The organism is Thiothrix eikelboomii, from assembly GCF_900167255.1.
Lineage (GTDB): Bacteria > Pseudomonadota > Gammaproteobacteria > Thiotrichales > Thiotrichaceae > Thiolinea > Thiolinea eikelboomii.
In genome coordinates this window covers 202076-223680 of record NZ_FUYB01000001.1, presented here as the reverse complement: position 1 = coordinate 223680, position 21605 = coordinate 202076, and the positions used below count along the sequence as shown (strand labels likewise).

The 21605-nt window shown below is 47.5% G+C and carries 19 protein-coding genes, 1 other RNA gene and 1 pseudogene; 18 read left to right on the top strand and 3 right to left on the bottom strand.

Annotated elements, in window-relative coordinates; genetic code table 11:
* Positions 1 to 23: 23 nt before the first annotated feature.
* Both B5D50_RS01090 and B5D50_RS01085 read right to left on the bottom strand, forming a co-directional pair.
* Positions 24 to 557 (bottom strand): DUF3455 domain-containing protein, encoded by a 534-nt coding sequence (locus B5D50_RS01090; protein WP_078920728.1) that lies wholly within the window; start codon positions 555 to 557, stop codon positions 24 to 26.
* Between the two features lie 205 nt (positions 558 to 762).
* Positions 763 to 1199 (bottom strand): annotated as a pseudogene (locus tag B5D50_RS01085) (PD-(D/E)XK nuclease family transposase); the annotation flags it as partial.
* Between the two features lie 364 nt (positions 1200 to 1563).
* Here B5D50_RS01085 and rnpB point away from each other — a divergent pair.
* The 17 genes from rnpB (at position 1564) to lpxC (ending at position 20119) form a co-directional block, all read left to right on the top strand.
* An RNA gene (gene rnpB, locus B5D50_RS01080) (RNase P RNA component class A) lies at positions 1564 to 1928 on the top strand.
* A gap of 339 nt (positions 1929 to 2267) precedes the next feature.
* Positions 2268 to 2723 (top strand): division/cell wall cluster transcriptional repressor MraZ, encoded by a 456-nt coding sequence (mraZ, locus tag B5D50_RS01075; RefSeq protein ID WP_078920727.1) that lies wholly within the window; start codon positions 2268 to 2270, stop codon positions 2721 to 2723.
* The gene (gene rsmH / locus B5D50_RS01070; protein ID WP_078920726.1) at positions 2723 to 3655 is read left to right on the top strand and encodes a 16S rRNA (cytosine(1402)-N(4))-methyltransferase RsmH; all 933 of its coding nucleotides are present in this window, start codon (positions 2723 to 2725) and stop codon (positions 3653 to 3655) included. The genes mraZ and rsmH overlap by 1 nt, the downstream gene beginning before the upstream one ends.
* 2 nt (positions 3656 to 3657) lie before the next feature.
* The gene (gene ftsL, locus B5D50_RS01065; RefSeq protein ID WP_078920725.1) at positions 3658 to 3936 is read left to right on the top strand and encodes a cell division protein FtsL; all 279 of its coding nucleotides are present in this window, start codon (positions 3658 to 3660) and stop codon (positions 3934 to 3936) included.
* Positions 3933 to 5756 (top strand): peptidoglycan D,D-transpeptidase FtsI family protein, encoded by a 1824-nt coding sequence (locus tag B5D50_RS01060; RefSeq protein WP_078920724.1) that lies wholly within the window; start codon positions 3933 to 3935, stop codon positions 5754 to 5756. Before ftsL ends, B5D50_RS01060 begins: the two co-directional genes overlap by 4 nt.
* Entirely contained in the window at positions 5753 to 7240 is a 1488-nt protein-coding gene (locus B5D50_RS01055; RefSeq protein ID WP_078920723.1) for a UDP-N-acetylmuramoyl-L-alanyl-D-glutamate--2,6-diaminopimelate ligase, read from the top strand. Before B5D50_RS01060 ends, B5D50_RS01055 begins: the two co-directional genes overlap by 4 nt.
* On the top strand, positions 7237 to 8598 hold the full coding sequence (locus tag B5D50_RS01050; protein ID WP_078920722.1) for a UDP-N-acetylmuramoyl-tripeptide--D-alanyl-D-alanine ligase: 1362 nt from the start codon (positions 7237 to 7239) through the stop codon (positions 8596 to 8598). Before B5D50_RS01055 ends, B5D50_RS01050 begins: the two co-directional genes overlap by 4 nt.
* Complete coding sequence (gene mraY / locus B5D50_RS01045) at positions 8592 to 9674, top strand: phospho-N-acetylmuramoyl-pentapeptide-transferase (protein ID WP_078920721.1); 1083 nt, start codon at positions 8592 to 8594, stop codon at positions 9672 to 9674. Before B5D50_RS01050 ends, mraY begins: the two co-directional genes overlap by 7 nt.
* Complete coding sequence (gene murD, locus B5D50_RS01040) at positions 9674 to 11023, top strand: UDP-N-acetylmuramoyl-L-alanine--D-glutamate ligase (protein WP_078920719.1); 1350 nt, start codon at positions 9674 to 9676, stop codon at positions 11021 to 11023. Before mraY ends, murD begins: the two co-directional genes overlap by 1 nt.
* Positions 11020 to 12276, top strand: coding sequence for a putative lipid II flippase FtsW (ftsW, locus tag B5D50_RS01035; protein ID WP_078920717.1), 1257 nt, complete (start codon positions 11020 to 11022; stop codon positions 12274 to 12276). Before murD ends, ftsW begins: the two co-directional genes overlap by 4 nt.
* Positions 12269 to 13384: an undecaprenyldiphospho-muramoylpentapeptide beta-N-acetylglucosaminyltransferase gene (murG, locus tag B5D50_RS01030; RefSeq protein WP_234975755.1), complete on the top strand. Its 1116-nt coding sequence runs from the start codon at positions 12269 to 12271 to the stop codon at positions 13382 to 13384. Before ftsW ends, murG begins: the two co-directional genes overlap by 8 nt.
* A complete protein-coding gene (gene murC, locus B5D50_RS01025; protein ID WP_078920714.1) occupies positions 13381 to 14814 on the top strand; it encodes a UDP-N-acetylmuramate--L-alanine ligase in 1434 nt (477 codons plus the stop codon). Before murG ends, murC begins: the two co-directional genes overlap by 4 nt.
* Positions 14815 to 15732: a D-alanine--D-alanine ligase gene (locus B5D50_RS01020; protein ID WP_078920713.1), complete on the top strand. Its 918-nt coding sequence runs from the start codon at positions 14815 to 14817 to the stop codon at positions 15730 to 15732. It begins immediately after the preceding gene.
* Positions 15732 to 16571: a cell division protein FtsQ/DivIB gene (locus B5D50_RS01015; RefSeq protein WP_078920712.1), complete on the top strand. Its 840-nt coding sequence runs from the start codon at positions 15732 to 15734 to the stop codon at positions 16569 to 16571. The genes B5D50_RS01020 and B5D50_RS01015 overlap by 1 nt, the downstream gene beginning before the upstream one ends.
* Positions 16572 to 16573: 2 nt before the next feature.
* The gene (ftsA, locus tag B5D50_RS01010) at positions 16574 to 17818 is read left to right on the top strand and encodes a cell division protein FtsA (RefSeq protein ID WP_078920711.1); all 1245 of its coding nucleotides are present in this window, start codon (positions 16574 to 16576) and stop codon (positions 17816 to 17818) included.
* Positions 17819 to 17834: 16 nt separating this feature from the next.
* Positions 17835 to 19010: a cell division protein FtsZ gene (gene ftsZ, locus B5D50_RS01005; protein ID WP_078920710.1), complete on the top strand. Its 1176-nt coding sequence runs from the start codon at positions 17835 to 17837 to the stop codon at positions 19008 to 19010.
* 194 nt (positions 19011 to 19204) lie between these two features.
* Positions 19205 to 20119: a UDP-3-O-acyl-N-acetylglucosamine deacetylase gene (gene lpxC, locus B5D50_RS01000; protein ID WP_078920708.1), complete on the top strand. Its 915-nt coding sequence runs from the start codon at positions 19205 to 19207 to the stop codon at positions 20117 to 20119.
* Here the strand turns inward: lpxC and B5D50_RS00995 are convergent.
* Complete coding sequence (locus B5D50_RS00995; RefSeq protein ID WP_078920707.1) at positions 20101 to 20541, bottom strand: hypothetical protein; 441 nt, start codon at positions 20539 to 20541, stop codon at positions 20101 to 20103. The two genes, lpxC and B5D50_RS00995, sit on opposite strands and share 19 nt — an antisense overlap.
* A 90-nt stretch (positions 20542 to 20631) precedes the next feature.
* On the opposite strand from B5D50_RS00995, the gene B5D50_RS00990 reads away from it, so the two are divergent.
* A complete protein-coding gene (locus B5D50_RS00990; protein WP_078920706.1) occupies positions 20632 to 21591 on the top strand; it encodes a M23 family metallopeptidase in 960 nt (319 codons plus the stop codon).
* Positions 21592 to 21605: the final 14 nt, after the last annotated feature.

Below are 21605 nucleotides of genomic sequence, written 5' to 3'. Positions count from 1 at the left end.
CACTGGGTAGGTCAAGCTAGCAGTTAAGCGGCTTTCCAGAAAATATAATCGGCTTGGTATTTGACAATCACTTTATTACCTAAATTGCTAGCACTACAGCTATGCGCAGGTGCTGCCCCCCCTTTGATCGCAAGCCGTTGAATGTAAGTTACGCCCTGCATCATGCCATTGCCCATTGCTGGATTGGCTTTCACTAATTGTAACGGGATATTTCCCTCACCCGCTGGAGCGGTAGCTAATTGTTTGCCCGTAACTTTTGAGCCATCATTATTTTCCCAAGTGGCCGGTGGGCCATAATACCGCCCGACCACTTGGCCACTGCGATTAAACAGCACGGCATCAGGGCCGACAAAAGCCCATTCAAATTCACTCGCGGCTCCTTGTTTAATCCGACATTGATAGGTGATTTCACCAACTCCTACGGTTTCCATCGCCATATTATGACCTGCGGGGACTTGAATGGTCGTCGGTAGCAATTCAACTGGCTTCATGCTGCTAGTTGAGCAGGCCGCTATCAATACAGCAGCAGAAGCGAGAGCAAGGATAGAAGGGTTCATGATGTTTTCCTTGATAGTTGAGGGTTAAGGTACTAGCCCGCTGTAGCTTAAAACTGATGCGGTCTGGATAAAGCTAATACGCAGTCGTTTGGAAATTGGATTGGCTTTGTGCTGATTTTCTATAGGTGGCACTCTATCAATGGCTAACTAATTGATAGCAGGTACTCTGGTTGTAAGCTCATTAAGCACATCTCTAAATCCGCTCATACACTTGACGCTCTTCGGGCGGGAGCTGAGCATGATAGAGCACGTCCTGCCCGTGATCGTCGATCAGAAAGTCGAGAATGCCAATGGTGTAAACGGCGGCGAGTTTGTAGTTCCAATCACCGCATTTGGCTTGTTCTTGAATCGCAAAGGTGGAATAGAACAGGCTACGATCTTTGAAGTAGATTTGTTTGACGCGCTGCAATTCACAATAAAGCGTTCACCGGACGGACTGAGGCAGTTGAGGTCAAAAATGACCTTGCGGTCAGCGGCACTGATGCCTTGGTATTCGTTTTCAGTGTAGGTCAGCTCCGACACTTAATGATGGGCGGGCAGTAGGGTGTTGAGGAAGCTGATCAACAGGTCTTTATTCGGCTCTTCGCCGAAGAGTTTTTTGAGGCCGAAATCGGTGAGAGGGTTGAGGTAGATGGGGTGCATGTCATCTGAAAGCTTTACCAAATCGGATCGAATACCGACAGTACTTGAAGAATGAATAGGTATAAGCTCATCGAGCCTTCTCCAACAACTATTATGCACCCAAGCGCCGAACTGTCCCACAAAGTAGGTATGAAAATCAGCAACTTCAAAGTTATCGGTCACTGTAGTTGCAACCGCTACTCCCGTCTCAATCGCAGGTGCCGCTGTCTCATACTCCATGACGGGTTCTGGACGGTGGAAACGCGGACTCCATTCAGCATTAAACAAATGCACAAAAGCTGCCGTCATCGCGCCATTAGCAAACTCATCTGTGACATCGTGCCGCGCCTTAGAGACAAGCCGTTGCTTTTTTGCTATAAAGCACTTAGCCGATCGGGCAATCGCTGCTTCAGTTTGCGCAAGTAAACCGAAGGGGAGGAAAGTCCGGGCTCCATAGGGCAAGATGCCAGGTAACGCCTGGGCGGCGCAAGTCGACGGAAAGTGCCACAGAAAATATACCGCCTAAACTATTTAATTAGCTTAGGTAAGGGTGAAAAGGTGCGGTAAGAGCGCACCGCGCCATTGGTAACAGTGTGCGGCAGGGCAAACCCCATCTGGAGCAAGACCAAATAGGAATGCATTGACGCGGCCCGCGTTGCATTCGGGTAGGTTGCTTGAGGTATATGGTGACGTATACCCTAGATGAATGATTGTCCTCGACAGAACCCGGCTTACAGATCGGCTATTTTTTCCTCAAATTGTATAAATAATTATCTAATAATGATCGAATAATGTTCTAATTGTGTTCAATTAATTCATTGGCTGTTTCGGTTCTATTTACTCACCCCCCCATACATTCGATTAGTTCTCCATCAATAGCTGATTAATTCTTCGGCTAATTTCAGCCGGAATTTTACGGCCGCCCTGCAGCTTTTCAAGCAACCCAAGCCGCCATTTGATTGACAGGGTGGGATATAATTTCTATCATTTAGGGTATGGTGGGAAAAAGTGGGGAAAAGTAGAAAAACGTGGACTAAACTCACTGTTAGATAAAAACTATCCAAGATACCTAAAGCCCTGAGTGACAGCATGTTTCGTGGCATCTCAAACATTTCAATAGATACCAAAGGGCGGCTGTCAATGCCTTCGAAATACCGTGACGCTATCTTAGCAAGTGCAGCAGGTCAGATTGTCATCACCGTAGACCATGTTGATCAATGCCTATTGATTTATCCGATGGATCAATGGCTTAAGGTAGAGCAAGCATTAATGAGTCTTCCTAATCTAAGTCGCCGTGTGCGCAATATGCAACGCCTGATCCTTGGGCATGCCGCTGAACTGGAGTTAGATGTACAAGGACGAGTCTTACTGCCAGCACCTTTGCGCGAATATGCAGGTTTAGACAAACGAGTGGTATTAGTCGGGCAAATTAATAAGTTTGAATTATGGGATGCAGACCAGTGGCAACAAGCCCGTGATCTTTGGTTACAAGAAGCTCGTGCCGACGATGAAGCTGATGACTTATTAAGTCAGGTTTGCATGTGATGTCAAAAGTACTTGTGCATACCACCGTACTGCTGAACGAAGCGGTAACGGCTCTCCATATAAACTCCAAGGGCGTTTATGTGGATGGTACTTATGGACGTGGTGGGCATGCTGCCAAGATTCTTGAAAGTCTTGATGTAGACGGGCGTTTAGTAGCGATTGATAAAGATCCCAGTGCGATTCAGCATGCGCTCACCGCTCATCAAGGTGACCCGCGTTTTAAGATTTGGCAGGGTTCGTTTCGGGATTTTCCACAGGCTTTGCTTGAGTTAGGTTTAGCACCAACCATTGATGGTTTATTGCTGGATTTAGGGGTGTCATCGCCACAACTCGATGAAGCTGAACGTGGTTTTAGTTTTATGCGTGAAGGTGCTTTGGATATGCGGATGAACCCAGCACTGGGCTTAAGTGCTCAGCAATGGTTAATGCAAGCGGATGAAAAGGACATTGCTCAAGTCTTGTGGTTGTATGGGGAAGAACGCTTTTCACGGCAAATTGCTCGCGCCATTGTTAAAGCGCGTGCGAGTGAGTCGATAGCAACCACTGTGCAGCTGGCGGATTTAATTGCTAAAGCAGTGCCTAAGCGTGAGCCGGGTAAAAACCCTGCAACCCGTAGTTTTCAAGCGATTCGGATTAAAGTGAATCAAGAGTTAGACGATTTAGAAGCTGGCTTGAAGGCTAGTTTAAAACATTTAAAAAGTGGTGGACGTTTAGCCGTGATTAGCTTTCATTCCTTAGAAGACCGAATGGTTAAGCATTTTATGCGTGAGCATGCTACACCGCCTCGGTTGCCAAAGGGTTTGCCGATTCAAGCGATAGCGATGACTCCACCGCTGCGCTTGGTGGGGAAAGGTTTGCGGCCGAGTGAGGCCGAGGTTGAAGTCAATGTACGTGCGCGCAGCGCGACTTTAAGGGTTGCTGAGAAGATCTAAGGATGAACCTACACCGCTGGCAAAGCTTAGCTACGGCGATGCTCTATGTGTTAGTAATTGTATTGGCAGTGATGGTGGTGGCCAATCGTCATCATGCGCGTCAGTTATTTGGTGAATTGCAGCAGATGCAAAAAGAGCGCGACCAGCTCAGTGCCAATTGGAGTCGTCTCATTCTCGAGCAGAGCACCCAGTTAAATCAAGTGCGTGTAGAAGACCAAGCCAAAAATGTTTTAGGTATGCAAAAACCCATGGCAGACAACACGCAGGTAATTCGTGAATGAGTAAACGCAAACTAGCATCGCCCGTTTTTCAAGGAAGAAGACGCTTCTTAATGTTGGCTTTGCTGGCGATTATTGGTGTGCTGATGCTCAGAGCAGTTTGGTTGGAGATCTTTGACCAGTCTATGTTGCAAGAGCGTGCTGATCAGCGTCAAACCAAAATTGTGACGGTTCCTGCTTATCGTGGGATGATTTTAGATCGCAATGGCGATCCGATGGCAGTCAGTACCCCCGTTCAAACCTTAAGCTGCAATCCTAAATTATTATTAGATACGCGCACTAGTTTGCGGGATGAGTATGAGGCGGCCTTGCGTTTAGCAGAAGCGACGCAAGGTGATGAGCGCTTAGCGGCTGAACGTGCTTTAGCGACAACTCGCTTTGTTAAGTTAGAAGAGTCCTTGCGTCGAGTCGAGGAAATTCTGGAGTATCCTCCGGGGCAATTATTACAAAACCTTGAGGAAGCACGCAGTAAGAATTTTTATTATCTCGGTCGACAATTACCTCCTGAATTAGCGGAAGACATCCTCGCTTTAGATATACCAGGTATTGAAAGTACATTGGGGTATCGGCGTTTTTATCCTTTAGCAGAAACCAGTGGCCATGTCTTGGGGATGACTGATACCGACGGTAAGGGCATCGAGGGTATCGAAAAAGTTAGCGATACGCTGTTAGCAGGTCAAGACGGGCGGATGCGAGTCGTCAAAGATGGGCGTAATCGGATTGTTGAAAGTATCGAAAGCCTAAAGGATATGGTGCCTGGTCAAGCGGTTCAGCTGAGTATTGATCGGCGGATTCAATATATCGCGTATAAGCAGCTCAAAGAGCAAGTAGTCCGTTTGGAAGCTAAGGCTGGCTCGATTATTGTGATGGATGCCCAAACCGGTGAAATCCTCGCGATGGCTAATTTGCCTTCATTCAATCCCAATAATCGTAAACAATTGGATGCTCAAAATTATCGGAATCGAGCGGTTACGGATAAATCAGAACCCGGTTCTACCTTAAAGCCTTTAACGGTGGCGGCGGCCTTAGAGTCACGGGTGTTATCACCGGAGGTGGAAATTGATACCTCACCCGGGCAATTAAAGTTTGGCAAATATACGGTGCGTGATCCTAGCAATTATGGGCCGATCTCCTTAGCGAGTTTGCTAGCCAAATCCAGTAATGTGGGCGCAAGTCGGGTCGCTTTGTTAATGAATCCACGCGATCATTGGATGTTTCTGAGCCGTTTAGGTTTAGGGCGTGTTCCTGCAGCAGGTTTCCCCAGTGAAAGCTCAGGCCAACTTTCAAGTTACACAGAATGGGGCAAAGTCGATCATGCCTCACATGGCTATGGCTATGGTTTATCCACCAGTTTATTGCAACTGACACATGCTTATAGTGCTTTAGCTAACCAAGGTCAGTTGATGCCTGCCACGATTTATAAACTGGATAAATTGCCTTTGGCTCAAACCGTGATGTCCGCCGCTAATGCTCAGGCAGTCGTGAAGATGATGGAGGCGGTGGTTCAAGCCGATGGGACGGGTAAACGAGCGATGATTGATGGGTATCGGATCGCAGGTAAAACAGGTACGGCCTATAAATTTATCAATAATGCCTATAGCAATACGCGCTATATGACAAGTTTCAGTGGCATCGCCCCCGCGAGTCGGCCGCGCTTAGTGGTCGCGGTACAAATTGATGAGCCGAAAAAAGATGATAGTGGTGGACGTGCTGCGGCTCCCGTGTTTTCTAAGGTGATGGCAGAGGCCTTACGCTTATTAGATATTCCACCCGATGACTTAAAACAAGCCGATACAAAAACAATTAAAGAGGGCAATACGTGAAGCAGCTGGCCAATTTATTAGACGGTTTTACTCAGGATGTTCCAAACTTAAGTATTCGTGGTTTGGCGTTGGATCATCGTCAAATTCAAGCGGGTATGGCTTTTATCGCTTTGCAAGGTACTCGTCAACATGGCCTAGCTTATGCAGCTGCAGCACTTGAGGCAGGGGCGGTCGTGGTTTTATATGAACCTGTTGCAGAGTTAGACTTGCCCCTTTTGTCCGTGCCACTAGTGGCTGTGCCACAGTTATCCAAAGTGTTAGGTTTAATCGCGCAACGTTATTATCAAGTGACGGCCGCTGATTTATCGGTGATTGGCCTAACAGGTACAGATGGCAAAACCTCCACGACGCATTTTATTGCAGAGGCGTTAACTTATTTAGGCGAGCCGGCAGCGGTTTTAGGTACTTTAGGTCGTGGTCAACCGGGTGCTTTGCAAAAAGGGACACATACCACGCCGGATGCGATTCAAGTACAACAGCAATTCCACGAGCTTAAGCAGCAAGGTTTTAAAACAGTTGCGATGGAGGTGTCCTCACATGCTCTTGATCAAGGGCGGGTGAATGGAGTGCAATTTGAGCTAGCTGTGCTGACTAATCTGACCCGCGATCATTTGGACTATCATGGCACAGTGGAGGCTTATGCTGCTGCTAAACGTAAATTATTTCATTGGCCAGCGTTACAACAGGTCGTTTTGAATTTAGATGATGCGTTTGGGCAGGATCTAGCTAAAGAATTGAGCCAAAGCCCTGTGAAAGTTTGGGGTTATGGTGTGGGCGCTGCTGCTGACTATCCAGCGGATGCGGTCATTGCTACGGAGGCGCAGTTTGATGCTCGCGGTATTCAAGCGACCGTGACCACACCTTTGGGTGTTGGCCAATTAACCGCCCCGGTGTTAGGGCGTTTTAATCTACACAATCTCTTAGCTGCTTTAACGAGTGTATTAGCGAAGGGTTGGTCTTTAGATGCTGCTTTGACTGCCTTTCAACAGGTGCAAACAGTACCCGGACGTATGCAGCGGGTGGAGTGTGCGGGTAAAGCAACAGGTTTATTGGTCGTGGTTGATTTTGCACATACTCCAACCGCTTTGCAGCAAGCCCTACAGGCGGCTAAAGCCCATACTTTAGGGCGGTTAATCTGTGTGTTTGGCTGTGGTGGGGATCGAGATGCTGGTAAACGCCCCTTAATGGCAAAAATAGCTGAACAAATAGCGAACCTAGTGATCGTGACGGACGACAATCCTCGTACAGAAAATCCACAAATTATTTTTTCCAATATTCGTGCCGGTTTTGCTCAGCCTGAAAAGATCTATTTTGAGCATGATCGTGCGGCAGCGATTCGTTTAGCTATCCAGCAAGCTAAAGCGGGCGATACAGTCGTAATTGCTGGTAAGGGCCATGAAACCGTGCAGATTTTGGCAGATCGCTCGATTCCTTTCGATGATCGTACTCAAGCCTATTTGGCTTTGCAGGAGTACGGCGTATGACTTGGTTGAGCCTAGCTCAAGTGGCCGAGTTGCTGCAAGCACCTTTGTATCAGGTGAGTTTAGCGGCTGCCCAGCAACTCAATTTAGAACGACCAGAGCGCGATTCGCGGGCTGTGCAAGCGGGGGATTTATTTTTAGCCCTCAAAGGTGAGCGCTTTGATGCGCATGAATTCGTACCACAAGTCGTCGGTAAGGCGAGTGCGGCTTTAGTGACACGTCCGGTGGCTGCGCCAATCCCGCAAGTGATAGTGCCGGATGTGAGTTTGGCTTTGGGGCAATTGGCGAAGCATTGGCGACAACAGTTTACTCAACCCGTGATCGGTCTGACGGGTAGCAATGGCAAAACCACCTTAAAAGAAATGCTCACGGCTATTTTGAGTCAGCAAGGCCAAACTTTAGCCACGGTGGGGAATTTAAATAATGAGTTGGGTGTGCCACTAACTTTATTACGCTTACGGGCAGAAGACCAGTTTGCGGTGATTGAAATGGGAGCTAATCATTTTGGTGAAATTGATTATCTGACCCATTTGGTTTTACCCAAAGTCGCCATTCTGAATAATGCTGGGGCCGCTCATTTAGAGGGATTTGGGGATTTAGCGGGTGTTGCACGGGCTAAAGGTGAGATTTTTGCGGGTCTAGCAGCCGATGGGGTGGCGGTGATTAATGCGGATGATGCTTATGCTGCTTATTGGCACGATTTAAATAAGCACCGCCGTTTACTGAGTTTTGGCTTTGCTAGTGATGCGGATTTACGTGGTGAGCTGAGTCTTGACCAGCAATTAGTGATTCACTACGGCGCTGATTCCGTCAGGGTGCATTTGAAACTTTTGGGCAAACATAATCAATTAAATGCCTTAGCAGCGGCAGCCGGTGCTTCCGCGCTGGGCTTACCCTTGACCGTGATTCAGCAAGGTTTAGAGTCCTTGCAGCCGGTTAAAGGGCGCTTAAATCCCAAGCAGGGTCAGCATGGTGGTTTAGTGATTGATGATACTTACAATGCAAATCCAAGTTCGACCGCTGCTGCGGTGGCAGTGCTTGCCGAACAACAGGGAAGAAAAATTTTAATCTTAGGGGATATGGCTGAATTGGGCGCAACCGGTGAACAACTGCATTTTGAAATTGGGCAAATCGCAAAAGCAGCAAAAATTGATGAAATTTATACGTTAGGGCGTTTAAGTGCCGCTGCTAGCCAAGCGTTTGGTGAAGGGGCTTATGCTTTTCAGGACTTAGCCGACTTACTAGCGGCATTAAGGCCAAACTTGACCCTTGACACTCAAATCTTGGTGAAAGGCTCACGTTCTGCACGGATGGAACGGGTAGTTGAGGCTTTGACTGAGCAAGGAGTCGCTACATGCTAGTCTGGCTCTTTGCACAACTGAGCGATCTGTATAGTGGTTTTAATGTTTTTCAATACCTAACTTTCCGCGCTATTTTAGGTGTACTCACCGCTTTAGCGATTGCACTCTGGACTGGACCGGCGATGATTCGAGCACTCACACGCTTGAAAATTGGTCAGTACATTCGTGAGGATGGCCCTCAACATCAAATGAAGGCAGGTACACCGACCATGGGTGGGGTCATGGTTATCCTTGCGATTAGCGTGTCAACCTTATTGTGGGCCGATTTAAGTAATCGGTTTACTTGGGTTGCGCTGGCGGTGATGCTGGGATTTGGTTTGGTCGGTGGTTTAGACGATTACATCAAGCTGAAGAAACGACGTAACTTAGGGTTAACGGCACGCCAAAAAACGGTGGGCTTAACTTTAGTCGGTTTTGCCGCCGCCTTTTTCTTATTTTATACCGCTCAATCTCCGACGGAAATAACCTTGTATATGCCAGTTTTGAAGGGTGTCCATTGGGAAATGGGTTGGTTATTTATTCCTTGGGTTTATTTGGTGCTGATAGGTACTAGCAATGCGGTCAACCTGACGGATGGTCTCGACGGCTTAGCGATTATGCCCACTATTCTGGTCGCCGGTGGTTTGGGTGTGTTTGCTTATGCCAGTGGTCATGCCTCGATTTCAACTTATTTAGGTGTACCCAAAGTACCCGGTGCGGGTGAGATGCTGGTGTTTTGCTCAGCAATTGTCGGGGCTGGTTTAGGATTTCTTTGGTTTAACTCCTATCCTGCGCAAGTCTTTATGGGGGATGTAGGCGCTTTGGCTTTAGGTGCAGCCTTAGCCATTGTTGCGATTGTGGTTCGCCAAGAAATTGTACTGGCCATTATGGGCGGGGTTTTTGTACTAGAAACCTTATCGGTGATTTTGCAGGTGGGCTATTTTAAGGCAACAGGTGGGAAGCGCATTTTCCGTATGGCACCTTTACACCATCACTATGAAAAGAAAGGCTGGCCTGAACCGAAAGTGATTGTGCGTTTTTGGATCATTACCGTGGTCTTGGTCATGATTGGTTTAGCTACTTTGAAGGTGCGCTAATGAAGTCAACGGCTAGTTCAAATTGGAGCACTTTAGTTGTCGGCCTTGGGGTGACTGGATTGTCTGTTGCGCGCTATTTAAAGGCAGCGGGTATAGATTTTGCGGTGGTGGATAGCCGCATAGATCCACCGGGCAAAGAGGAGTTAGCTCAGCATTTTGCAGAAGTGCCGTATTTCTTTGGTCAGTTTTCCGCAATAAGTGCTTGGTTTGAGCAGGCTCAGACTTTAGTTGTTAGCCCAGGGATTGCCATTGCCACTCCTGAAATTCATGCCGCTAAACAGCGTGGTGCTGAGGTTATTGGCGATATTGAGTTATTTGTCCGAGTGGCTCAAGCCCCCATCGTGGCGATTACTGGCTCTAACGGTAAAAGCAGTGTGACGACTCTTGTTGATCTCATGGTGAAATCAGCGGGTAAGCAGTCTTTAGCGGGTGGCAATCTCGGTGAGGCTGCTTTGGATTTACTGAAGTTACCGGTGCCTGATTGGTATGTGCTGGAGCTATCGAGTTTTCAATTAGAAACCACGCATTCTTTGCAGGCCGCTGCGGCGGTTGTCTTGAATGTGAGTGAAGACCATTTAGATCGTTACACCAGTTATGCAGAGTATGCAGCGGCTAAGCAGGTGATTTATCAAAATTGCGCTTGTGCGGTCTGGAATCGTGATGATGCTTTAGTAGGCTCAATGTTACCTGTTGGCCGGCCACAGCTCAGTTTTGGCTTAGGTGTGCCTGCAGCAGATGAGTACGGTATTCGTGAACATGACGGGCAAGCTTGGCTGGCTAAGGGTGAGGCTTTACTGCTAGCGACTTCTGCCATGAAACTCCCCGGTAGTCATAATCATGCCAATGCCTTGGCGGCCTTAGCTTTAGGTGAGGCTATTGGGCTGTCCTTAGACGGTCAGCTAGCGGGCTTGCGCGAATTTACAGGTTTGCCACATCGAACCCAATGGGTGCGGGAGCGCCAAGGTGTCTGCTGGTATGACGATTCCAAAGGTACGAATGTCGGTGCGACTTTAGCGGCTTTGCAAGGCTTGCCGGGTAAGACGGTTTTAATCGCTGGTGGGATTGGAAAGGATGCTGATTTCACCCCGCTTGGCCCAGTGATTCAAGCCAAAGCACGGGCAGTGGTGTTAATCGGTCGAGATGCACCTTTAATCGCCAAGGTGATTGCTTCTGAAGTGCCGGTGCATTATGCCAGCACTATGGAAGAGGCTGTGCAATGGGCCGCTGATTATGCACAGCCGGGTGATAATGTCTTACTCTCTCCCGCTTGTGCTAGTTTCGATATGTTCAAAAACTATGGGCATCGTGGTGAGGTATTTAGTGCTGCTGTTAGGAGCTTACCCGCATGAAAGTAAGCAAACCCACGAAGCTACTTGAACGGATCGAGGCTATTGATTGGTCACGCTATTTTGATCGTGATCTAGGCTTGGTTATTTTTGCGCTCATTGGGCTTGGGCTAGTGATGCTGGGGTCGGCTTCGTTTTGGGTAGCGCAAAAGACTTATGGCGATATGTATTATTTTTTCAATCGCCAGTTGTTGTTTGTGTTTGTGGGTGTGTTTTGTGCTCTTGCCTTGTACCAAGTGCGTATTGGCTTCTGGGAGGATTTAGGAGTCAAGCTGTTACCCATCGCAGTGATCTTATTGATTTTGGTGTTGATTCCGGGAATTGGTGTATATGTCAAGGGAAGCCGACGTTGGTTAGCTTTAGGGCCTTTTGCTTTTCAAGTCTCGGAGCTGGTGAAAATCATTATGATTATGTACCTATCAAGTTATATGGTTCGGCATGGTAAAAAATTATCCACTTCACCTTCTTATCAACCCTTAGTCATGCCTTTATTAGTGTTAGCTGGGGTGGGGGTTTTGTTATTGCTCGAGCCAGATTTCGGTTCGGCGGTGATCATTATTATGGTGGGGTTGGCCTTATTGTTTTTAGGTGGGGTGCCTTTAAAAAGATTAGTGATGTTTTTAGGCGGTTCTCTGTTAATTATGTTGCCAGTGGTTGCCCTTGAGGGTTATCGCTTGCGCCGGATTGAGATTTTCTTGAATCCTTGGGCGGACACCCAAAATACCGGTTATCAAATTATTAATTCACTGATCGCCATCGGTGATGGTGGGTGGTTTGGTAATGGTTTAGGGGCGGGCGTGCAAAAACTCTCTTATCTGCCAGAGGCACATAATGATTTTATTTTTGCCGTTTTAGCGGAAGAATTCGGTTTTGTTGGCATGATGTTACTGTTGGTGCTCTTTGGTTGGTTGGTGTATCGCGCTTTTGTGATTGGTTTTAATGCAGATAAGCAAGGCTTGCAGTTTGGAGCTTATGTGGCTTACGGCATTGGGTTTTGGATGGGTTTCCAAGTCATTTTGCATGTTGGGGTTAATCTTGCCGTGTTACCGCCTAAGGGGCTGACTTTGCCCTTCTTAAGCTATGGCGGGAGTAGCTTATTAGTGACTTTATTAGCAATGGGCTTGCTGATGCGTATTCACCGCGATACACAAATCCTTGCTTTAGGTTTACCAGTAAAAACCAGAACCAGTACTCGCAAGCCAGTGAAAGCTGCTGTGCGACGTTCTCCTTTATTAGGGGGCAATAAGCGTGCTTAAACCTAAACCGATTTTAATCACAGCAGGTGGTACAGGTGGGCATGTCTACCCCGGCTTAGCGGTTGCACGCGAGTTACAAGCACAAGGGATTCCTATTATTTGGATGGGGACTAAGGCGGGGCTAGAGGCGAAAATTATTCCAGCGGCGGGTATTGAAGTGGCTTGGCTTGAGGTTTCAGGTCTACGTGGCAAAGGTTGGCAAGCGCTTGCTTTAGCACCTTTCCGGTTAGCTAAAGCGTTATGGCAGTCAGTTGGAATTATGCGGACGCATCAACCAGCAGCGGTGTTAGGTATGGGCGGTTTTGTTGCCGGACCTGGGGGCTTAGTTGCTGCTTTGATGGGTAAACCTGTCGTGATCCACGAGCAAAATGCGGTGGCAGGTTTAACGAATAAGCTGCTCTCGAAACTCAGCAAACGTGTCTTGGAGGGTTTCCCCGGGACTTTTCCGAATAGTGACAAGGTTCAAGCCACAGGTAATCCGGTGCGGGCGGATATTGCAGCTTTACCACAGCCTTTAGAGCGGTTAGCGGATCGTGCAGATCAACCTGTGCGTTTATTAGTGGTGGGTGGCAGCTTAGGTGCCGCCGCTTTAAATCAAACAGTACCACAGGCTTTGGCCTTAGTCGCCCCTAGTGTGCGGCCTGACATTCGTCATCAAGCGGGTGCAAAGAATTTAGCAGCGGCTCAGCAGGCTTATCAAGCAGCAGGCGTTAGGGCTACAGTCACTCCGTTTATTGATGATATGGCTGAGGCCTATGCTTGGGCTGATCTAATCATTTGTCGTGCTGGGGCTTTGACCGTGGCAGAAGTGTCAGCAGCCGGTTTAGCGGCATTGTTTATTCCTTATCCCCATGCGGTTGATGATCACCAGACCGCGAATGCCCGTTATTTGGTTGATCAGCAGGCGGGTCTATTGCTGCAGCAGGCTGAGTTAAGCCCAGAGCGTTTAGCTAAAGTGCTAACCGAACTCTGCACTGATCGAGTGCGTTTATTAAAGCTGGGGATCGCTGCACGTCAGTTAGCGATGCCCTATGCCACTACACAGGTAGCCGCTATCTGTGCAGCTTATGCAGGTTATGATTTTCAAGAGACTAGGAAGCAAGCATGAAAACAGGGAATGACAACCTCGCCCGCAAACGAATTAATCGCCTGCACTTTATTGGGATCGGTGGGGCAGGTATGGGCGGAATTGCTGAGGTCGTTGCTACTTTAGGTTATACCGTGAGTGGTTCTGATTTGGCCGAGAGTGCCATGACTCGGCGGTTGCAAGCGATGGGCATTACTGTTTTCAAAGGCCACGCGGCAGAAAATATTGCAGGCGCGGATGTGATTGTGGTGTCGACGGCGATTGATGCTCAGAATCCAGAAATTATCGCTGCCCGTGAGCAACGGATTCCGATTGTAAGGCGGGCTGAGATGCTGGCTGAGTTAATGCGTTTCCGCCAAGGTATTGCTGTCGCGGGGACACATGGAAAAACGACGACTACAAGTTTAACCACGAGCTTATTAGTTGAGGGTGGATTAGATCCTACTTATGTGATCGGTGGCAAACTGAATAGCTCTGCGAGTAATTCGAAACTAGGTACGGGTGAGTATTTGGTGGCAGAAGCGGATGAAAGTGATGCCTCCTTTTTACATTTACAACCAATGATCTCGGTGATTACGAATATTGATGAAGATCATATGTCTACCTATGGCGGTGATTTTTCTAAACTAAAACAAACCTTTATTGAATTCTTACATCATTTGCCTTTCTACGGCTTGGCAGTGCTCTGTGTGGATGACGAGCATGTGCGTGCTATTCTGCCTGAGGTCAATCGTACTGTGATTACCTATGGTATTGATCAAGACGCTGATGTACGGGCTTCTAATCTGCATTTTGAAGGTACGCAGAGCTTTTTCTCGGTGCACTGCAAACGTTGTCATCGTAGTTTAGAGGTGACTCTGAATTTACCCGGACAACATAATGTGCTGAATGCCTTGGCCGCGATTGCGATTGCAATGGAGTTAGATATTGCAGATGAGGCGATTCTGAATGGTTTGCGTAAATTCAGTGGGGTGGGGCGGCGTTTCCAACTGTATGGTGATATTAACTTTGGTAAAGGCATTGCCACCTTAGTAGATGATTACGGTCATCACCCCCGTGAAATGCTGGCCACTTTAAAGGCCTTGCGTGGCGTATGGCCAACTCGGCGCTTAGTGTTGATCTTTCAACCACATCGCTATACGCGCACCCGTGATTTATTCGAGGATTTCACGCAAGTACTTTCAGAAACGGATGTCTTAGTCCTCATGGATGTGTATGCCGCGAGTGAGCAGGCTATTCCGGGTGCCGATGGGCGTGCCTTAGCGCGAGCCATTCGGATTCGTGGCAAAGTTGACCCAATTTTTGTGGCCGATGTGGAAGATGTTCCCGGTGTGCTCAAGCATATTCTGCAAGACGGTGATGTGATTTTGACCCAAGGCGCGGGCAGTGTGGGTGGCTTAGCCGCTAGTTTGCCAGAAAAACTGACTTTTTATCAAACAGGGCAGGCATAAATGGATAAAACATTTTCACGTTTTGGCAAAGTAGCCGTATTGTATGGAGGTTGGGCTGCTGAACGTCCGGTGTCTTTAAAAAGTGGCGCAGCCGTATTAGCGGCTTTGCAAGAAAGTGGTGTTGATGCCCACGGTATTGATGTAGATCGCGATATTCTGAGTGTTTTGCAAGCAGGCCATTATGACCGAGTATTTAATATTTTACACGGTCGTGGCGGTGAGGACGGGGTGATTCAAGGTGCTCTAGAGTTACTAGGTTTGCCTTATACTGGCTGTGGGGTGAAGGCCGCTGCTATTAGCATGGATAAACTCATGACTAAGCGCTTATGGTTGGGGGCGGGTTTGCCTACGCCTAATTATCGTGTGCTCACCGCTGAAACTAATTTTGCTGAGGTCGTTGCGGAGCTAGGTCTACCACTGATTGTCAAACCCGCTAGTGAAGGTTCCAGTATTGGCATTAGTAAGGTGACTGAAGCGGCTGCTTTGAAACCGGCTTATGAAGCAGCGGCTAAGAGTGATCCTGTGGTGATTGTTGAGCAGTGGATCACTGGGGCTGAATATACCGCAGGTTTACTAGCAGGTGAGCCTTTGCCTTTGATTAGAATCGAAGTGCCGGGCGTGTTATATGACTATGAAGCTAAATATATTTCCAATGACACTCGCTATTTTTGCCCCAGTGGTCTGAGTGAAGCCGAAGAACAAGCCATGCGTGCTTTAGCCCTAGAAGCTTTTGCTACGGTAGGTGGTCAAGGTTGGGGGCGGGTCGATATGATGCGTGATCAACAAGGTAAAGCTTGGTTGATTGAAGTCAATACTAACCCCGGCATGACCGATCATAGTTTAGTACCAATGGCGGCTCGTGCGGTTGGTATGGATTTTCAAACCCTAGTCTTACGTATTTTGGAGACTACTTTGTAATGGCCAAGCAGCCTAGCCAACCGGTTAAGCGCCGTGTTCAAGCGCGCCCCGTGAAAGACGTACAGCTCGTGCCTGAGTTGTCGCCTAGCATGGCGCGTTGGTTAACGGTGTTGGCTGTGTTAATGGTAGTCGGTGGTGCTGTACTCTGGTTTCGTGCATGGATTAGCGACCCCACTAGTTTGGCGATCCAAAAAGTCGAGTGGCAAGGCGACTTTCAGTATTTAAGGCAAGCTGAGTTGGAAGCACTGGCTGAGCCGTATACGCAGACAAATTTATATTTGTTGGATACCCAAGGTTTAGAGCTGGCTTTAGAGGCTCATCCTTGGGTCAGAGGGGCTAGTTTGCGCAAGATTTGGCCAAATCAACTGGTTGTTGAGGTAGAAACGCAATTTCCGATTGCTTTTTGGGGTGATGATAAGTTATTGAATCAGTTCGGCGAAATTTACGTCGGTACATTGCCAGAAAAGCAGGGTGTTTTTCCCATTATTTATAGTCCTCAGACTAATGGGCGTGTTATGGGTGAGCGTTATGTGCAGCTCACTAAAATGCTGTCTGGCTTAAGTTTAGAAATTATCGAGCTATCAGAAGATGAACGTGGGTCATGGCGGATGAAGTTGCGTCATGGGCCAGAAATCATCATTGGCCGTAAAGAACAGGAAAAACGAGTGCAACGTTTTAAAGTGGGCTATTTGCAAGGCTTGAAGGATCGTCTCGGTGAGATTGATCAGATTGACCTACGCTATACCAATGGATTCGCTGTGGAATGGAAACCTGGTGTTGGTAATGGCGCGGCTGTGAGTTCCTTAGACAGGTTCGCACAACAGAGCCTAGGGAGCTAAAGATGTCAAAAAAATCAGAGCGTAACACGATCGTCGCCTTAGATATAGGTACTTCAAAAGTTGTCGCTATGGTCGGTGAGGTGAACGAAAATGGTCGCCTTGAAGTGGTCGGAATTGGAAGTTCGCCTTCACGTGGGATGCGGCGTGGGGTGGTTGTCAATATCGAATCGACCATTCAGTCGATCCAAAAAGCCGTTGAAGAAGCTGAGTTGATGTCTGGGATCAGAATTAGTTCAGTCTATGTAGGTATTGCTGGAAGTCATGTGCGTAGCCTCAATTCACACGGAATTGTCGCTATTAAAGAAAAAGAAGTGACCAGTCAAGATCTTGAGCGTGTGATGGATGCGGCGAGGGCAGTCGCTATTCCTGCGGATCAACGTATTTTGCATGTTTTGCCTCAAGAGTATGTGATTGATACTCAAGAAGGTATCCGTGAGCCAGTCGGCATGTCAGGTGTCCGCTTGGAGGCTCGGGTGCATTTAGTGACTGCCGCACATGGGGCCGCGCAAAATATTATTAAATGCGTTGAGCGCTGTGGGCTGAGTGTAGAAGATATTATCCTTGAGCAAGTGGCCTCTAGCTATGCCGTGCTTGAGGAGGATGAGAAAGAGTTGGGTGTCTGTTTGGTGGATATCGGTGGGGGAACTAGCGATATTGCCGTTTTCCTCAATGGTGCTATTCATCATACAGCGGTAATACCTATTGCTGGCGACCAAGTGACCAATGATATTGCGCTAGGTGTGCGTACTCCAACACGCCATGCGGAAGAGATCAAGATTAAACATGGTATCGCCTTACAAAAATTGATTGGGCAGGAAGAATTTATTGATGTACCCGGTGTGGGTGAGCGGGAAGCGCTGAGCCTATCCACCTTCGTCTTATCCTCTATTATTGAGCCACGTTATGCGGAGTTGTTCGCGTTAGTTTTGGATGAACTTCAACGCAGTGGTTATGAAGAGCGGATCGGAGCAGGTATTGTCCTCACGGGGGGTACTTCGAAAATGAAAGGTGCTATCGAATTGGCTGAGGAGGTTTTTCACATGCCAGTTCGGTTAGGTATGCCGCGTGATATTGGTGGCTTACGTGGTGAAGTCGAAAATCCTATCCACTCCACTGGGGTAGGACTCCTGTTGTATGGTATTACCCAACAGGTTTATGGAGAGCGCAGAGGAATACACCCGGTGCCAATAAGCTCAGCGGATAGCTTATGGGAGCGCATTAAAGGTTGGTTTAACGGAAATTTGTAACAGTTGGAGAATGGGCATGTTTGAAATTATGGATAATCAAAAGTCCGGTGCCGTGATTAAGGTCATCGGGGTTGGTGGCGGTGGTGGTAATGCAGTTAGCAACATGTTGACCTCCGGTATTGAAGGTGTTGAATACATTTGCGCTAACACGGATGCACAAGCTCTAAAAACCTGTGAAATTGATACGATTCTGCAATTAGGTACTAATCTGACCAAAGGTTTAGGTGCAGGTGCTAATCCTGATGTGGGACGTGAAGCAGCGATGGAAGATCGTGAGCGGATTAAAGAATTAATTCGTGGTACGGATATGCTGTTCATCACAGCGGGTATGGGCGGTGGTACGGGTACTGGTGCAGCACCGGTTGTCGCTGAGATTGCCCGTGATTTAGGGATTTTAACCGTTGCGGTCGTGACTCGCCCCTTCCATTTAGAAGGGAATAAGCGCATGAAATTGGCGGATGCGGGTATCGCTGAATTAGCACGTCATGTAGATTCCTTGATCACGATTCCTAACCAAAAGTTGTTAACCGCTTTAGGTAAGAATGCTACTTTATTAGATGCTTTTAAGTCAGCTAATAATGTGCTGTTAAATGCGGTTCAAGGGATCGCTGAGCTGATTACTCGCCCTGGTTTAATCAATGTCGACTTTGCGGATGTGCGTACCGTTATGTCTGGCATGGGTATGGCCGTGATGGGTATGGGTAAAGCTCAAGGTGATGGTCGTGCTGAGAAAGCAGCTCAAGCAGCCGTATCTAACCCCTTATTGGAAGATATTTGCTTAGATGGTGCTCGTGGTATTCTGGTGAATATTACAGCTGGCCTTGATATGGGTATCCATGAGTTTGAAGAGGTCGGTGAAGTGATTCGCCAATTTGCTTCAGATGAGGCCACTGTTGTGGTCGGTACAGTAATTGACCCTGAAATGCGTGATGAAATTCGCGTGACTTTGGTAGCCACAGGCTTAGAAGATGCAGCGACAACCGCAGTCTCTAAACCAGTAGCTTCTAAATCAGCCTATCAAGGGGCTAAGCATGAAACCGTGCCTGTACCGCCTATGCGCCCCGCAAAACCCCGGGTGGTTGTGAATATTGACGATATTCGCACGAATGCAGGTGTTTCCACTAACGGTAATAAACTTAATAATGGCACGACTTTAGATGTGCCGGCATTTCTGCGTCATCAAGCCGATTAAATGCCACTTGTCATGATTCAAACTTGCCTTAGCAACCGATTGACCCCAGTTGGTTGCTTTTAGAGGTCGGTAAGAAGGTTTTATTCAGCGTAAGCTTGGCAAAATCTATTTAAAATGACTGCGATTAATTGTGATATGATCAGCGCCGTTTATTAAGCGGTACACGTAGTTATGGAAAAAATAGGGGCTGACAAGTGCTGAAACAAAGAACACTAAAAACGGCAGTGTCTTCAACTGGTATTGGTTTGCATTCTGGAAAGAAAGTAGCCATGCGCCTACAGCCTGCACCTGTGAACACAGGGATTATTTTTCGTCGAATTGATCTTCCACAGCGGCCAGAAATTCGTCTGCATCCTGAACGAGTAGGCGAGACAATGCTCTGCACAGCCTTATTGGATGGGCCGGTGAAAGTGGCTACTGTTGAGCATCTCTTATCGGCTTTGGCAGGCTTGGGGGTGGATAATCTATATGTGGATATTGATGCCGCTGAAATCCCCATTATGGATGGCAGCGCTGCTCCTTTTTTGTATTTAATTCTCTCGGCGGGTATTGCTGAACAACAGGCAACTAAGCGCTTCATTCGGATTAAAAAACCCGTGGAGTTCCGTAAAGGTGATGCTTGGGCGCGTTTAACCCCCTATGAAGGTTTTAAAGCCTCTTTTGATATTCAATTCAATCACCCCGCCGTGAGTGCTACGCGCCAAAGCATGGAGTTGGATTTTTCTAAACAAGCCTATGCTAGCGAAATAGCTCGTGCTCGTACTTTTGGTTTTATGCGTGATATTGAGCTGCTACGTTCAAAGAATTTGGGCTTAGGGGGCAGTCTTGAAAATGCCATCGTTTTAGATGAGTTCCGCGTGTTGAACCCAGATGGTTTGCGGTACAGTGATGAGTTTATTCGTCATAAAATCCTAGATGCAATTGGCGATTTGTACACCTTAGGGCATGGCATCATCGGCGCGTTTCATGGGCATAAAGCCGGGCATGCCATCAATAATCTCTTAGTCCGTGAACTGTTAGTGCGTAAAGATGCTTGGGAAATGGTGTCGTTGGAAGAAAGACAACGTGAGCGTGCGATCTTCGCGGATGGTTATGCCTTAGCGGTTTGAGGCTGATAAGTATGGGTTCGATGGACTAAAGCGACGCGAACTAAAGCTTGTCGTAAGCCTTCATCCGTAATTTGCTGGGCAATACTGGCAAGCGTTTCAATGGTTTGTTCACTCATCGGTGTTCTGTTGGTTTTTCGCCCAAAACTTGCCAGCGGCATAGCAATCAATTTAATATCCACGCCATTTAGTTTAATATTCAACTCTTTATTGAGATGATGGCAGAGTGTCTTCTGTGTAAATCGTGCTTGGGTGGCGAAATGAGGGTCGTCAGTCAGCACAAGCAAACGTCGATTGCGTATCATCGGCCAGATCCGGTTATCGAGGCACATATGAGTATGCTGGCTAATCAAATCGCTCAGCTTATCTAGTTGATCCAGCCTTTCAGACAAACCATCATTAATAAAGTAGTTGATTTTTCTCATAATATCTTTTTACATCAACCTGCACTACATCCAACTATTATAAAAGAGTGCTTAGTTTGCCTGTGGAGGGCATCATCGGATGTTAGTCGCATGAAAGTTATTTGTATTAGTCGTGATGGTGCACGACGCGCTTCGTTTAGTTTGAACCCTATCACCCATTTAGTGCTACCGGCCAGCTTAGTCGCCTTACTGATTATTGGCTTATCCGTGAACCAAATGTTAGGTCTATATCGTTTGGATAATACACCTCAACATAAAGCACTAACAGCCGAGGAAGCGGAGAAAATTATCTCAACGCTTGAGCAGCAAATGCAGACGGTCAATGAAATCAAAAAAACCTACTCGACCTATACGGTTGATGTTGACACACTGGCAGTACGTTTAGGTGCTTTAGAGGCGGAGATTGTACGCTTAAACGCTTTAGCGAAGCGAGTGGTGAATCGTGCTAAATTAGATCCTAATGAGTTTTCCTTCGATCAAGCTCCACCGCGCGGTGGTTTAGATGAAGACTATACTCCAGCCGCAGTGCCTAAAGTGTCCACTCGTGAATTATTAGGTGCATTTGAGACTATGGAATCTCAAATGGAGCAGCAACAAGCGCTGTTGGAAGGTTTATATCAAGTGCTTGAAGGTAAAGCCTTAGAGGCGGTGGTGATGCCTTCTTCACGCCCAGTGAAATTAGGTTATGTCTCTTCGCCGTTTGGTTTTCGGCGCGATCCGTTTAATGGCGGGGCGCGTCTGCATAAAGGAATGGATTATGCAGGACCCCGTGGTACGGATGTGCATGCTGTAGCAGGTGGGGTGGTGTCTTATGTAGGCAATAAAGGTGGCTATGGTACTGTGCTGGAAATAGATCATGGCAATGGCTTGATGAGTCGCTATGCTCATTTGGATCAGGCTTTAGTTGAAGCAGGTACGATTATTCAAAAAGCGGATCGAGTGGCACTTTTAGGTAGTACGGGGCGTTCAACAGGGCCACATTTACATTTGGAGATTCTACAAAACGGCGAGGCGATTGATCCACAAACTTATTTAGGTTTGGCGGAGTAGGAATAATTCACCGT